Origin of the sequence: Enterobacter sp. RIT418 (assembly GCF_003057745.1) — a bacterium.
Lineage (GTDB): Bacteria > Pseudomonadota > Gammaproteobacteria > Enterobacterales > Enterobacteriaceae > Enterobacter.
Genome location: NZ_QBJD02000004.1, coordinates 130019 through 144210 on the forward strand (window position 1 = coordinate 130019; position 14192 = coordinate 144210).

Genomic DNA, 14192 nt, shown 5'->3' on the forward strand with positions numbered 1-14192 from the left:
GTCACCCCGGTTTAATACGGTATTCATACAAAGAATAAGGTTATTGAACCAAAAACAGGTGTCATTATGAATCGTTTTATTATGGCTGATAGTGAGCAATGCATCGGATGTCGCGCCTGCGAGGTCGCCTGCGTGATGGCGCACAACGGCGAGGAGCATGTTCTGAGCGAGCGCCACTATCATCCACGCATTATGGTCATGAAATCCGGGGCTAACGCGCGTCCCGTGACCTGCCGCCACTGCGAAAATGCCCCCTGCGTACAAAGCTGCCCTAACGGCGCCATCGCCAGGCGCGATGACAGCGTACAGGTGAATCAGCAGAAATGCATTGGCTGCAAGGCCTGCGCGGTGGCGTGCCCGTTCGGCACTCTGGAGATCATCGTCACGCCGGTGGAAAACGGCAGCGTGAAGGCCACGGCGCACAAGTGCGATCTGTGCCTGACGCGCCCGCAGGGGCCCGCCTGCATCGAAAATTGCCCGGCGGACGTCCTTACGCTGGCCACCCCCGCGGCGCTGGACGCGCTGGCAAAATCCCGCCGCCAGCGCACGGCCTGTTCAGAAGCGCAGCCCTGGCACGCTTCGGTGGTGAAGCATGATGCACCGCAAACCAGGCGGCAGCAGATGCGCTTAACCCCGCCGCGCGGCGAGCCGGACAAGCTGAAGGCCGCAGAGCGCGCCTGCCATTTCAACGAAATTTACCTGCCGTTTCGCGCTGAGCAGGCCCAGCGCGAAGCCTCGCGCTGCCTGACGTGCGGCGAGCACAGCATCTGCGAGTGGACCTGTCCGCTGCATAACCACATTCCGCAGTGGATCGCGCGCGTGAAGGCGGGCGACATCGCGGGCGCGGTCGAGCTGTCTCACCAGACCAACTGTTTGCCTGAAATTACCGGGCGCGTCTGCCCGCAGGACCGATTATGCGAAGGGGCCTGCACGCTTCGCGATGCCTCCGGCTCGGTGACCATCGGCAATATTGAGCGCTATATCTCCGGTCGGGCGCTGGCGAGCGGCTGGATGCCGGACATGACCGGCGTCCGGCCGGTGGATAAAAAGGTGGCCATCGTCGGGGCGGGCCCCGCCGGGCTGGCGTGTGCCGACCTGCTGGTGCGCCACGGCGTGAGCGTGACGGTTTACGATCGCCATCCGGAGATTGGCGGCCTGCTGACGTTCGGCATTCCGGCCTTTAAGCTGGATAAATCCCTGCTGGCGCGGCGCAGGGAAATCTTTACCGCCATGGGCATCAACTTTGCGCTGAGCTGCGAGGTCGGCAAAGACGTGCCGCTCTCTCAGCTGCGGCGCGACTACGACGCCCTGTTTATTGGCGTCGGCACGTACCGCTCCATGAAGGCCGGCATTCCAAACGAGGACGCGCCGGGCGTGTACGACGCGCTGCCGTTCCTGGCGGCGAACACGCGAAACGTTATGGGGCTTGCGCCCGCTGACGGAGAGCCGTTTATCAATACCCAAGGGCTGAACGTGGTGGTGCTGGGCGGAGGTGATACCGCCATGGACTGCGTGCGCACCGCGCTGCGCCACGGCGCGGCGAACGTGACCTGCGCCTACCGCCGGGACGAGGCCAACATGCCCGGCTCGAAGAAAGAGGTGAAAAATGCGAAAGAGGAGGGCGCGAGCTTTGAGTTTAACGTTCAGCCCGTAGAGATCGTCCTTGCCCCGGACGGGCGGGTTAGCGGCATTCGGATGCTGCGCACCGAGCTGGGCGAACCGGATGCGCAGGGGCGGCGGCGTCCGGTTCCGGTGGCGGGCAGCGAGTTTGTGATGCCTGCGGATGCGGTGATTATGGCGTTTGGCTTTAACCCGCACGCGATGCCCTGGCTTCAGGCCGAGGGCGTGGATACCGACGCGTGGGGGCGGATTATTGCCTCCGTGGAAAGCCGCTATCGCTACCAGACGACCAACCCGCAAATTTTCGCGGGCGGCGACGCGGTGCGCGGCGCGGATCTGGTGGTGACCGCAATGGCGGAAGGTCGCCACGCCGCGCGGGGCATGATGGACTGGCTCGGAGTAGAGCAGCCGAAAGGGCACTAGCGCCTCGACGGGCGACAAGGCGGGCTTCACGGCGTAGACTACAGGCACTCATTTTGCCGTGGAGCCCGTATGACCCTGAAAATTGACGTAATCAAAGACAAAATCCTCTCCGAAAACTACTTTGTCCTGCGCAACATTACCTATGATTTAACGCGTCAGAACGGCGAGGTCATTCGCCACAGGCGTGAGGTTTACGACCGCGGAAACGGGGCCACCATCCTGCTCTACAATCGCGAAAAGCAGAGCGTGGTGCTGATTCGTCAGTTTCGCATTGCGACGTGGGTGAACGGCAATCCCGACGGCCGGCTGATTGAAACCTGCGCGGGCCTGCTCGACGACGATGAGCCGGAAGTGTGTATCCGCAAAGAGGCCGTGGAAGAGACCGGCTTTGAAGTGGGCGAGGTTAAAAAAGTCTTCGAGCTGTTTATGTCCCCCGGCGGCGTGACGGAGATTGTGCACTTCTTTATTGCCGAGTATCACGACGCCCAGCGTATTCATCGCGGCGGTGGCGTAGAGGATGAAGATATCGAGGTGCTGGAGCTTCCCTTCGCCCGCGCGCTGGAGATGGTGAAAAACGGTGAAATCAGGGACGGTAAGGCGGTGATCTTACTGCAGTATCTCCAGACCATCGGGCTGATGAACGGCGCTTTCGAACGATAAGAGAATATATTTCAGATAAATCTATCCGATAAATCCGATTGAGCGGGCCGGGATGGTCCATGAAGATACCGCCCAGATTTGCATTTTCGTTTCCGGGACCGTGCCATCCATGCGCTACAGCCTCTTTTTTCTCCTGCTTTCCTGCCTGTTCCCCGCCCCGTGGGCGCAGGCCGCGCCTGCCCAGCAGGCGTTCACCGACTGGCAGGTCACCTGCAATAACCAGAATTTTTGCGTTGCCCGCAACACCGGCGAGCATCACGGTCTGGTGATGTCGCTCAGCCGAAGCGCCGGGGCGAAAACGGACGCAACGCTGCGTATCGACCTGGACGGGCTTTCCGCGCCGCTTGTCAAAGAGCCCGCTATCGCGCCGCGCCTTCTGCTGGATAACACTCCCCTAAAGCTCGATCCGAAGCGCTGGCAAATCACCCCGTGGCATGTAAAAACGGATGACGCGGTGACCATCGGCGCGTTTCTGAAAACGATTCAGGAAGGGCAGGCGCTGACCCTGCGAGGCGGCAGGCAAATCGTTTCGCTGAACGGCCTGAAGGCCGCGCTGCTGTTTATCGACGCGCAGCAAAAGCGCGTCGGCAGCGAAACGGCGTGGATTAAAAAAGGCGATGAGCCGCCCCTGAGCGTGCCGCCGGCCCCGGCGCTGAAAAAGGTCGCTGTTGTTAACCCGACGCCCACGCCGCTCACCCACGAGGAGCTTAACGCGCTGCTGGATTACGGCACCGGGCGGATGAACAGCAGCCAGTGCTCGCTCGATCCGAACCGTCGGGAAGTGCGCGTGACCGCGCTAACGGACGACAAGGCGCTGCTGATCGTCAGCTGCGAGGCGGGAGCCTACAACACCGTCGATCTGGGCTGGGTGGTGTCGCGTAAAAAGCCCTTCTCGGCACGCAGCGTCAGGCTGCGCCTGCCCTTTACGCCCGCCAGCGGGGAGAGTGAGATGGAGCTGATGAACGCCAGCTTTGATGAGAAAACGCGTGAGTTAACCACGCTTGCGCTCGGGCGCGGCATTGGTGACTGCGGCATCCAGACGCGCTGGCGTTTTGACGGCCAGCGCTTTCGCCTGGTGCGCTATGCGGAAGAGCCAAGCTGCGATAGCTGGAACGGGCCAGACGCGTGGCCCACGCTGTGGATCACGCGGTAGTTTTTTTGCCGGGTGGCGCTATCGCTTACCCGGCAACGAAGACCGCACTAAAGCACGCTCAACGCCTTCTCAACCACGTTCTCAACCGTAAAGCCGAAATAGGGGAACAGCTTATCGGCAGGGGCCGACTCACCGTAACCGCGCATCCCGACAATCGCCCCTTTCAGGCCAACGTATTTGTACCAGTAGTCGGCAATGCCCGCCTCAACCGCCACGCGCGCCACGACGTTGGATGGCAGAACCGATTCGCGGTAGGCCTCGTCCTGCGCGTCAAAGATATCCGTAGAGGGCAGGGAAACCACGCGCACGGCGTGGCCTTCGGCGGTCAGCTTCTCGGCGGCCTTCACCGTAATCTCGATTTCTGAACCGGTGGCAATCAGGATCACGTCCGGCTTGCCGCCGCTGTCCTTCAGAACGTACCCGCCGCGGGCGATGTTTTTCACCTGCTCCGGCGTACGCTCAATCTGCGCCAGGTTCTGACGCGACAGGATCAGCGCCGTCGGCCCGTTATGCCGTTCAACCGCCAGCTTCCAGCCGACGGCGGCTTCCACCTGATCGCACGGTCGCCAGGTGCTGAAGTTTGGCGTCAGGCGCAGGCTCGCCAGCTGCTCGACCGCCTGGTGCGTGGGCCCATCTTCGCCAAGGCCAATCGAATCGTGGGTGTAGACCATAATCTGCCGCGCCTTCATCAGCGCCGCCATGCGCGCCGCGTTGCGGGCGTATTCCACAAACATCAGGAAGGTGGCGGTGTAGGGTACAAAGCCGCCGTGGTGGGCGATGCCGTTGGCAATGGCGGTCATCCCGAACTCGCGCACGCCGTAGTGAATGTAGTTTCCGGCCACGTCCTCCTTCAGGGACTTAGAGCCGGACCAGATGGTCAGGTTGCTTGGCGCCAGGTCCGCCGAGCCGCCCAGCAGCTCGGGCAGGAGCGGCCCGATGGCGTTCAGGGTATTTTGCGACGCCTTGCGGGTGGCGATCTTCGCCGGGTTAGACTGCAGCTCTTCAATCAGCGCCTGGGTTTTCGTCTCCCAGTCTTCCGGCAGGCCGCCGCTCATGCGGCGGGTAAACTCGGCGGCGAGCTCGGGATATGCTTTTTTATACGCGGCAAACTTCTCGTTCCAGGCGTGCTGTGCTTCTTCACCCGCTTCGCGCGCGTCCCACGCCCGATAGATCTCTTTAGGGATCTCGAACGCCGGGTATTTCCAGCCCAGCTTCTGGCGGGTCAGCGCCACCTCTTCTTCGCCCAGCGCCGCGCCGTGCGCCTCTTCTTTACCCGCCTTGTTCGGCGAGCCGAAGCCGATGGTGGTGCGGCAGATAATCAGCGACGGCTTATCCTTCACGCTCTGGGCTTCCTGAATCGCTTTTTTCACCGCCTCCGGATCGTGGCCGTCAATTTCGTGGACCACGTGCCAGCGGTAGGCCTCGAAGCGCTTCGCCGTATCGTCGGTAAACCAGCCCTTGGTCTCCCCGTCGATGGAAATACCGTTGTGATCGTAAAAACCGATCAGCTTGCCGAGCCCCAGCGTGCCCGCCAGCGAGCAGACCTCGTGGGAGATCCCTTCCATCAGGCAGCCGTCGCCCATAAACACGTACGTGTAGTGATCGACGATGTCGTGGTCCGGCTGGTTGAACTGCGCGCCCAGCGTGCGTTCGGCAATAGCCAGGCCGACGGCGTTGGCCAGCCCCTGGCCGAGCGGCCCGGTGGTGGTTTCCACGCCCGGCGTGTAGCCAATCTCCGGGTGGCCAGGCGTTTTTGAGTGCAGCTGGCGGAAGTTTTTGATCTCCTCAAGCGGCAAATCGTAGCCGGTGAGGTGCAGCAGGCTGTAGAGCAGCATCGAGGCGTGGCCGTTCGAGAGAATAAAGCGGTCGCGGTCGTACCACGTCGGGTCGTTTGGGTTGTGCTTGAGGAAGTCGTTCCACAGCACTTCGGCAATATCGGCCATGCCCATCGGTGCGCCGGGATGGCCGGAATTGGCTTTTTGTACAGCATCCATGCTCAGGGCGCGGATGGCGTTGGCGAGCTCTTTACGGGACATAGTTCACTCCGTGGCAAGGTTAAAGTTTGGCGGCAAGGAGATCTTCGAGTTTGCGCTGGTCAACGGCGAACTGGCGGATGCCGTCCGCCAGCTTCTCGACGGCCATTGCGTCCTGGTTGTGCTCCCAGCGGAACTCCGCTTCCGTCATGGCTTTGGGTTTCGGTAACACGGTTGAGGTCGGGACCAGCTTGCGGATCACCGTTTCTTCGCTCTCCTGCAGTTTTTTCAGCAGGTCAGGTGAGATGGTCAGTCGGTCGCAGCCCGCCAGGGCGAGGATCTGCTCGGTGCGGCGGAAGCTGGCGCCCATCACGATGGTTTCGTAGCGGTGCTGTTTGAAATAATCGTAGATGTTGCGCACCGACTTCACGCCCGGATCTTCCTCCACCACGTACGGGTCCATCGGCTGCTTCGCCTGATACCAGTCGTAGATGCGCCCGACGAACGGTGAGATGAGGAACACGCCCGCTTCGGCGCAGGCGCGCGCCTGAGCAAAGGAGAACAGCAGGGTCAGGTTGCACTTGATGCCCTCTTTCTCCAGCACCTCGGCGGCGCGTATCCCTTCCCAGGTGGAGGCGAGCTTGATCAGGATGCGCGCTTTGTCGATTCCCTGCTCTTGGTAAAGCTCAACCAGGCGGCGCGCCTTGGCGATGCTTTTTTCCTTGTCGAACGAGAGGCGAGCGTCAACCTCGGTTGAGACGCGTCCCGGTATGCTTTTCAGAATTTCCGCACCGAAGTTGACCGCCAGCTTGTCGCTCGCCTCGGCGACCTGCTGCTCCTGCGTCTTCCCGCGCTGCTTGCCGTACGCGATGGCGTCGTCTATCAGGTGGCTGAAATGGGAAAGCCCTGCCGCCTTCAGCAGCAGCGAAGGGTTGGTGGTCGCGTCTTCAGGCTGATAGTGGCGAATCGACTCGATATCGCCGCTGTCTGCGACCACGGTGGTGAATTGTTTGATGCCGTCAAGTTGGTTCATACGTCATTACTCCTTGGAAATAAAAGAGTTAGCCGAGTGCGTTAGTTCACACTTCTGGAAAAATCATGATGGACTTAACAAAAAAGCATAGCAGACGGGGGAGGCATTGCTTTCTGAGACGGGTAACATGCTTGTTATAAATTGATAACAATTTTTGTTTCGCAATGGTGAGAGTTTGGCAGCCTTCAAAGTTTAGGAGGTCGCCTGCGGCGATACTAGGCGGCACTCCAGGGTGTACATCAGGATCGCAAACCTCACCCTTTTTGACCGATACGAGAAAGGAATAACAAGATGGATGAGCAGTTGAAGCAAAGTGCCCTCGATTTTCACGAGTTTCCTGTCCCGGGCAAAATTCAGGTATCCCCGACCAAACCGCTGGCAACCCAGCGCGACCTGGCGCTGGCCTATTCGCCGGGCGTCGCGGCTCCGTGTCTTGAGATCGAAAAAGATCCGCTGGCGGCCTATAAATACACCGCGCGCGGCAACCTGGTGGCCGTGATTTCCAACGGTACGGCGGTGCTGGGCCTGGGCAACATCGGCGCGCTTGCCGGCAAGCCGGTGATGGAAGGGAAGGGCGTTCTGTTCAAGAAATTCGCCGGTATCGACGTGTTCGATATCGAAGTGGACGAGCTTGATCCCGATAAATTCATTAACGTGGTGGCCGCGCTGGAGCCGACGTTCGGCGGCATCAACCTGGAAGACATCAAAGCGCCGGAATGTTTCTACATCGAGCAGAAGCTGCGCGAGCGTATGAACATTCCCGTGTTCCATGACGACCAGCACGGTACGGCGATCATCAGCACGGCGGCCATTCTGAACGGCCTGCGCGTGGTAGAGAAAAACCTCTCCGACGTGCGGATGGTGGTCTCCGGCGCGGGCGCGGCGGCCATCGCCTGTATGAACCTGCTGGTGGCGCTCGGCATGCAGAAGCACAACATTGTGGTCTGCGACTCCAAGGGCGTTATTTACAAAGACCGCGAGCCAAATATGGCGGAAACCAAAGCGGCCTATGCGGTGGAGGACGATGGCAAACGCACGCTTGAGGACGTCATCGACGGTGCGGATATTTTCCTCGGCTGCTCTGGCCCGAAAGTGCTGACCCAGGAGATGGTGAAAAAGATGGCGCGCGCGCCGATGATCCTGGCGCTGGCGAACCCGGAGCCGGAGATTCTGCCGCCGCTGGCGAAAGCGGTGCGTGAAGACGCGATCATCTGTACCGGGCGTTCGGACTACCCGAACCAGGTCAACAACGTGCTCTGCTTCCCGTTCATCTTCCGCGGCGCGCTGGACGTGGGCGCAACGGCAATTAACGAAGAGATGAAGCTGGCGGCGGTGCACGCGATTGCCGAGCTGGCCCACGCCGAGCAGAGCGAAGTGGTGGCGTCCGCGTATGGCGATCAGGATCTGAGCTTCGGCCCGGACTACATCATTCCAAAACCATTCGACCCGCGCCTGATTGTGAAGATCGCGCCCGCGGTGGCGAAAGCGGCGATGGACTCCGGCGTGGCGACGAGGCCGATTGAGGATTTCGACGCCTACGTCGATAAGCTCACCGAGTTTGTCTACAAAACCAACCTGTTTATGAAGCCGATCTTCTCCCAGGCGCGCGCCGACGCGAAGTGCGTGGTGCTGGCGGAAGGGGAAGAGGCGCGCGTGCTGCATGCGACCCAGGAGCTGGTGAGCCTGGGGCTGGCGAAGCCGATCCTGATCGGTCGTCCGAGCGTGATCGAGATGCGCATCCAGAAGCTGGGCCTGCAGATTAAGCCGGGCGTCGACTTTGAGATCGTCAATAACGAATCCGATCCGCGCTTCAAAGAGTACTGGAACGAATACTACGCGATCATGAAGCGTCGCGGGATCACCCAGGAGCAGGCGCAGAAGGCGGTTATCAGCAACACCACGGTGATCGGCGCGATCATGGTTCATCGCGGCGAGGCGGATGCGCTGATCTGCGGCACCATCGGTGACTATCACGAGCACTTCAGCGTGGTGCAGGAGATTTTCGGCTATCGCGACGGCGTGCATACCGCCGGGGCGATGAATGCCCTGCTGCTGCCGAGCGGCAACACCTTTATCGCCGATACCTACGTTAACGACGACCCGACGCCGGAACAGCTGGCGGAGATTACCGTAATGGCGGCGGAAACCGTGCGCCGCTTTGGCATCGAGCCGAAGGTGGCGCTGCTGTCGCACTCTAACTTCGGATCGTCTAAATCACCTGCGGCCTGCAAAATGCGCCAGACGCTGGAGCTGGTGCGCGAGCGCGCGCCGGAGCTGATGATTGACGGCGAGATGCACGGAGATGCCGCGCTGGTGGAGAGCATCCGCAGCGAGCGTATGCCGGACAGCCCGCTGAAGGGGTCGGCCAACATACTGATTATGCCAAATGTAGAAGCGGCGCGTATCAGCTACAACCTGCTGCGCGTCTCCAGCTCTGAAGGGGTGACCGTGGGGCCGGTGCTGATGGGCGTGGCGAAACCGGTGCATGTGTTAACGCCGATTGCCTCCGTGCGCCGCATTGTGAACATGGTGGCGCTGGCGGTGGTGGAGGCGCAGACGCAGCCGCTGTAATTAAACCCACCCCTCACCCCGGCCCTCTCCCCAAAGGGGCGAGGGTGAAAAGACGGCTCGGAGCTGTCCCCTCTCCCCTCAGGGGAGAGGGTTAGGGTTAGGGTGAGGGGGGGGGTTACACCCAGTCCCGAACCTTAATAAACTCACTCAGGGCAGCCTCCGGGCTGCCTTCTTTTGGCTCGTAGCAGTACTCCCAGCGCACCAGCGGCGGCATCGACATTAAAATCGACTCCGTGCGCCCGCCGGTCTGCAGGCCGAACAGCGTGCCGCGATCCCACACCAGGTTGAATTCCACGTAGCGCCCGCGGCGATAGAGCTGAAACTCGCGCTCGCGCACGCCGTAGTCGGTATTTTTACGACGCTCGACAATTGGCAGGTAGGCGTCGGTAAAACCTTCACCCACCGCCCGCATAAAGCGGAACGCGGTATCAAAATCCGGGGTATTCAGATCGTCGAAGAAGAGCCCGCCGATGCCGCGCTGCTCGTCGCGGTGCCTGAGGTAGAAATAGTCGTCGCACCACTTTTTGTATTTCGGGTAAACGTCTTCACCGAACGGCAGGCAGAGGTCGCGCGCGGTGGCGTGCCAGTGCACCGCGTCCTCTTCAAAGCCGTAGTAGGGCGTGAGGTCGAACCCGCCGCCAAACCACCAGACCGGATCGGCCCCTGGTTTTTCGGCAATAAAGAAGCGCACGTTGGCGTGGCTGGTGGGCACGAACGGGTTGTGAGGATGCACCACCAGCGAAACGCCCATCGCCTCGAAGCTGCGGCCCGCAAGTTCGGGCCGATGGGCGGTCGCCGACGCAGGCATGGCGTCGCCGTGAACGTGAGAGAAGTTAACGCCGGCCTGCTCAAAGACGCCGCCGTTGCGCAGCACACGGCTGCGCCCGCCGCCGCCCGCTTCGCGCTGCCAGCTGTCCTCCTGAAACTCACCGCCGTCCAGCGCGGTCAGCTTTTGGCAAATCTCATCCTGCAGCTGAAGCAAGAACGCTTTTACCCGCTGTGCATTCGGTTTCATTAACGTTTCCTGGAGTGCGCTTTTTGGTTATCGAACCAGTTGAAATAGCTGATTACCCCGGAGGCAATCGCGTTGGCAATCTTCTGGCGGAAGGCGGTCGTGCCGAGCAGACGCTCTTCTTCAGGATTGGTGATAAACGACGTTTCCACCAGTACCGACGGAATCGACGGCGATTTCAGCACCACAAACGCGGCCTGCTCGGTGCTTTTACTGTGCAGACGGTGAACGGGCTTGATGCGCTTCAGGATATGCGAGCCGAGCGTGAGGCTATTCTTGATGGTGTCGGTCTGAACGAGGTCGAACAGCACCTGCTGCAGCAGATGATCTTTGTCGGTGGTCTTTTTCCCGGCCACCTCATCCGCGCGGTTTTCACGGTCGGAGAGGTATTTCGCCATGGCGCTACTGGCCCCGCGGTTGGAGAGCGCAAACACCGATGCGCCCGCTGCGGAAGGGTTGGTAAAGCCGTCGGCATGGATCGACATAAACAGATCCGCGCCGTGCTGGTGAGCGATTTCTACGCGGTCGTAAAGGGGAATGAACGTATCGCCGGAGCGCGTCAGGCGGGCGTCAATGCCGTTGCTGCGTAAAATCGACCGGACATTTTTTGCAATCGCCAGCACGACGTGTTTTTCTTTTGAGCCGTTGCGCCCGATAGCACCCGTATCGATCCCGCCGTGGCCCGGATCGAGCATGACAATCCGCTTTGCGCCCGCTTTTTTGGCTTTGGGCTTGCTGTGTCCGTTGCTGGTTTTTAGCGTCGCCTCTTCCTTAGCCTGCGCCTGCTGTGCGATGCCCGTTAACGTTAAGGCCGCCAGCCCCGCTTTGAGAACCTGACGACGCGATGTGAGTGCTTTTAATGGTTTGAATGTGCTCATGCGGCCTGAATTGTAAAAATTGGGGTCCTGGTGTTATATCGTATCGCGTTTGGCGTTACGACAGTCCTTATTGAGAATTGTTTTACTTTTCATTTCAATACGTGACAAAGTGACATTATGCCAAATTTTGGCGAGTTTTTCCCCGGATATTGGCGAAACGCGCCGTTCACGCCATAATCACTGTTTTTAAACCCGAAAAGGCGGTTAAGACCATGGAGATACGCGTTTTTCGCCAGGAAGATTTCGAAGAGGTGATCACCCTTTGGGAGCGCTGCGATCTGCTGCGTCCGTGGAGCGATCCGGAGATGGATATTGAGCGCAAGCTGAACCACGACGTCAGCCTGTTCCTGGTCGCCGAGGTCAACGGCGAAGTGGTGGGGACGGTGATGGGGGGCTACGACGGCCATCGCGGATCGGCCTATTATCTGGGCGTGCATCCGGAATTTCGCGGGCGTGGCATCGCCAACGCGCTGCTTAACCGTCTGGAGAAGAAGCTGATTGCCCGCGGCTGCCCGAAAATTCAGATCATGGTGCGCGAAGATAACGACGTAGTGCTGGGCATGTATGAACGCCTGGGCTACGAGCATTCTGACGTGCTGAGTTTAGGAAAGCGCCTGATCGAAGATGAAGAGTACTGAGTTTCACCCCGGCGATTATGACGGCCACGGCCGTCTTCGCCTGCCGCTTTTATTCTGGTGCGTCCTCCTGCTGCAGGCGCGAACCTGGGTGCTGTTCGTGATGGCCGGCGCGTCGCGCGGGCAGGGCGATACCCTGCTCAATCTGTTTTACCCCGATCATGACGCGTTTTGGCTGGGCCTGCTGCCGGGCGTCCCGGCGGTGCTGGCGTTTCTTTGCAGCGGTCGGCGGCAGGTCATTCCACGTCTGTGGGCCGCGCTGCGCTGGCTGCTGATCCTTGCCCAGATTGCGCTACTCATCTGGCAGCCGGTGCTTTGGTGGTACGGTGAACCGCTTACGGGCATCGGTATCGCGCTGGTGGTGGCGGATATCGTTGCGCTGCTGTGGCTGCTGACGAATCCTCGTCTTCGCGCCTGTTTTAGGCATCAGGATGATTAATCCGGCACTTTTTGCCGATGCCGCACTCCAACAAGCGTTGAATTAACAAGAAAGGACGTTTCAATGAAATCGCTGCGTTTAGTTTTATGCGCGCTTCCGCTGGCGCTAACCGGCTGTTCCACGCTTTCCTCCATCAACTGGTCTGCCGCGTATCCGTGGAACTGGTTTGGTTCCTCAACGGAAGTCACCGAGCAGGGCGTGGGCAACATCACCGCCGCCACCGCGCTGGATCAGGACGCTATCCAGGAAGCTCTGGGCAGCGACTACCGCCTGCGCAGCGGCATGAAAACCGAGAGCGGCAACATTGTGCGCTATTTTGAAGCGCTGAAAGGCGACAAGCTGGCGCTGGTGATTAACGGCGATAAGGGCACGGTAAACCGCGTGGCGGTGATGGATGAAGAGATCCCGACGGCGAGCGGCGTGAAGGTCGGTACGCCGTTTAGCGAGCTTTATCAAAAGGCCTTCGGGAACTGCACCAGCGTCCCTTCCGCCGAGAGCGTGGCGGTGGAGTGTAAGGCGCAAGGGAGCCAGCATATTCGCTATCTCTTCACAGGCGAGTGGAGCGGGCCGGAAGGTCTAATGCCGTCTGACGACACGTTAAAGAGCTGGAAAGTGAGCAAGATTATCTGGCAGCAGTAATTTGCGCCTGAACAAACTGCCCTGCTGAAATCCGGGTATAATAGCCGCCATCAATGCCACGCTGACGTGGCATCTTTATTTCAGGAGGAGCGATGTCTCAGGTTCAGAGCGGCATTTTGCCAGAACATTGCCGCGCGGCGATTTGGATTGAAGCCAATCTTAAAGGGGATGTGGATGCCCTGCGTGCGGCCAGTAGGGTGTTTATTGATAAGCTGGCGACGTTCCAGGCCAAATTCCCGGACGCGCATCTCGGCGCGGTTGTCGCCTTCGGCAACACCGTCTGGCGCCAGCTGAGCGGCGGCGAAGGCGCTGAAGAGCTGAAGGACTTTATCCCTTACGGTAAAGGCCTGGCGCCTGCAACGCAGTACGACGTGCTGATCCACATTCTCTCCCTGCGCCATGACGTGAACTTTTCCGTGGCCCAGGCGGCGGTTGAGGCATTTGGCGACAGCATCGACGTGCAGGAAGAGGTTCACGGCTTCCGCTGGGTGGAAGAGCGCGATCTGAGCGGCTTTGTTGACGGGACTGAAAACCCGGCGGGCGAAGCAATCCGTCGCGACGTGGCGGTGATCAAAGACGGCGTGGACGCGGGCGGCAGCTACGTGTTCGTGCAGCGCTGGGAGCATAACCTCAAGCAGCTTAACCGCATGAGCGTGCATGACCAGGAGATGATGATTGGCCGTACCAAAGAGGCTAACGAAGAGATCGACGGCGACGATCGTCCGGTCACGTCTCACCTGAGCCGCGTTGACCTTAAAGAGGACGGCAAGGGGCTGAAAATCGTTCGTCAGAGCCTGCCGTACGGCACCGCGAGCGGCACGCATGGCCTCTACTTCTGCGCCTACTGCGCGCGCCTGTACAACATCGAACAGCAGCTGCTGAGCATGTTTGGCGATACCGACGGCAAGCGCGATGCCATGCTGCGCTTCACCAAACCGGTGACCGGTGGTTACTACTTCGCGCCGTCAGTGGAGCGCCTGCTGGCGCTGTAATGGCTTTACTCCCTCTCCCTGTGGGAGAGGGGCGGGGTGAGGGCATCAGGCCGCACCCCTTATTCTCTTTTCTGCTTCTAAATCACCAAACGGTATATAAAACCGTTACTCCTTTCACGCTCGTTATAAATATTATGACCATAAGATAGTCATCATATTTATAA

At 60.0% G+C, this 14192-nt stretch carries 12 protein-coding genes; 8 read left to right on the forward strand and 4 right to left on the reverse strand.

Annotated elements, in window-relative coordinates; translation table 11 throughout:
• The first annotated feature begins 66 nt into the window (after nucleotides 1-66).
• From aegA to DBY73_RS05940, 3 genes are all read left to right on the forward strand, one after another.
• Nucleotides 67-2043, forward strand: coding sequence for a formate-dependent uric acid utilization protein AegA (gene aegA, locus DBY73_RS05930; RefSeq protein WP_112010270.1), 1977 nt, complete (start codon nucleotides 67-69; stop codon nucleotides 2041-2043).
• Nucleotides 2044-2112: 69 nt separating this feature from the next.
• The gene (gene nudK / locus DBY73_RS05935) at nucleotides 2113-2703 is read left to right on the forward strand and encodes a GDP-mannose pyrophosphatase NudK (RefSeq protein ID WP_112010271.1); all 591 of its coding nucleotides are present in this window, start codon (nucleotides 2113-2115) and stop codon (nucleotides 2701-2703) included.
• Nucleotides 2704-2812: 109 nt separating this feature from the next.
• Nucleotides 2813-3856 carry a DUF1176 domain-containing protein gene (locus tag DBY73_RS05940; protein WP_112010417.1) on the forward strand — a complete coding sequence of 348 codons (1044 nt, stop codon included), beginning with the start codon at nucleotides 2813-2815 and terminating at the stop codon, nucleotides 3854-3856.
• Between the two features lie 47 nt (nucleotides 3857-3903).
• On the opposite strand, the gene tkt is transcribed toward DBY73_RS05940, so the two are convergent.
• Together tkt and tal are read right to left on the reverse strand one after the other, a co-directional pair.
• Nucleotides 3904-5892, reverse strand: a complete 1989-nt coding sequence (tkt, locus tag DBY73_RS05945) for a transketolase (RefSeq protein WP_112010272.1) — start codon at nucleotides 5890-5892, stop codon at nucleotides 3904-3906.
• A 19-nt stretch (nucleotides 5893-5911) separates the two neighbouring features.
• The gene (tal, locus tag DBY73_RS05950; protein WP_112010273.1) at nucleotides 5912-6862 is read right to left on the reverse strand and encodes a transaldolase; all 951 of its coding nucleotides are present in this window, start codon (nucleotides 6860-6862) and stop codon (nucleotides 5912-5914) included.
• Nucleotides 6863-7153: 291 nt separating this feature from the next.
• Between tal and maeB the strand changes: the two genes are divergently transcribed.
• Nucleotides 7154-9433 carry an NADP-dependent oxaloacetate-decarboxylating malate dehydrogenase gene (gene maeB / locus DBY73_RS05960; protein WP_112010275.1) on the forward strand — a complete coding sequence of 760 codons (2280 nt, stop codon included), beginning with the start codon at nucleotides 7154-7156 and terminating at the stop codon, nucleotides 9431-9433.
• 115 nt (nucleotides 9434-9548) lie between these two features.
• On the opposite strand, the gene hemF is transcribed toward maeB, so the two are convergent.
• Both hemF and amiA read right to left on the reverse strand, forming a co-directional pair.
• Nucleotides 9549-10448 (reverse strand): oxygen-dependent coproporphyrinogen oxidase, encoded by a 900-nt coding sequence (gene hemF / locus DBY73_RS05965; protein WP_112010276.1) that lies wholly within the window; start codon nucleotides 10446-10448, stop codon nucleotides 9549-9551.
• The gene (amiA, locus tag DBY73_RS05970) at nucleotides 10448-11323 is read right to left on the reverse strand and encodes an N-acetylmuramoyl-L-alanine amidase AmiA (RefSeq protein ID WP_112010277.1); all 876 of its coding nucleotides are present in this window, start codon (nucleotides 11321-11323) and stop codon (nucleotides 10448-10450) included. Before amiA ends, hemF begins: the two co-directional genes overlap by 1 nt.
• A gap of 212 nt (nucleotides 11324-11535) precedes the next feature.
• Here amiA and DBY73_RS05975 point away from each other — a divergent pair, with 212 nt between their 5' ends.
• From DBY73_RS05975 to DBY73_RS05990, 4 genes are all read left to right on the forward strand, one after another.
• Nucleotides 11536-11961: a GNAT family acetyltransferase gene (locus DBY73_RS05975; protein ID WP_112010278.1), complete on the forward strand. Its 426-nt coding sequence runs from the start codon at nucleotides 11536-11538 to the stop codon at nucleotides 11959-11961.
• Entirely contained in the window at nucleotides 11948-12397 is a 450-nt protein-coding gene (locus tag DBY73_RS05980) for a DUF2919 domain-containing protein (protein ID WP_112010279.1), read from the forward strand. Before DBY73_RS05975 ends, DBY73_RS05980 begins: the two co-directional genes overlap by 14 nt.
• 63 nt (nucleotides 12398-12460) lie before the next feature.
• On the forward strand, nucleotides 12461-13036 hold the full coding sequence (locus tag DBY73_RS05985) for an RpoE-regulated lipoprotein (RefSeq protein WP_112010280.1): 576 nt from the start codon (nucleotides 12461-12463) through the stop codon (nucleotides 13034-13036).
• Nucleotides 13037-13128: 92 nt separating this feature from the next.
• Nucleotides 13129-14028: a Dyp-type peroxidase gene (locus DBY73_RS05990; protein WP_112010281.1), complete on the forward strand. Its 900-nt coding sequence runs from the start codon at nucleotides 13129-13131 to the stop codon at nucleotides 14026-14028.
• Nucleotides 14029-14192: the final 164 nt, after the last annotated feature.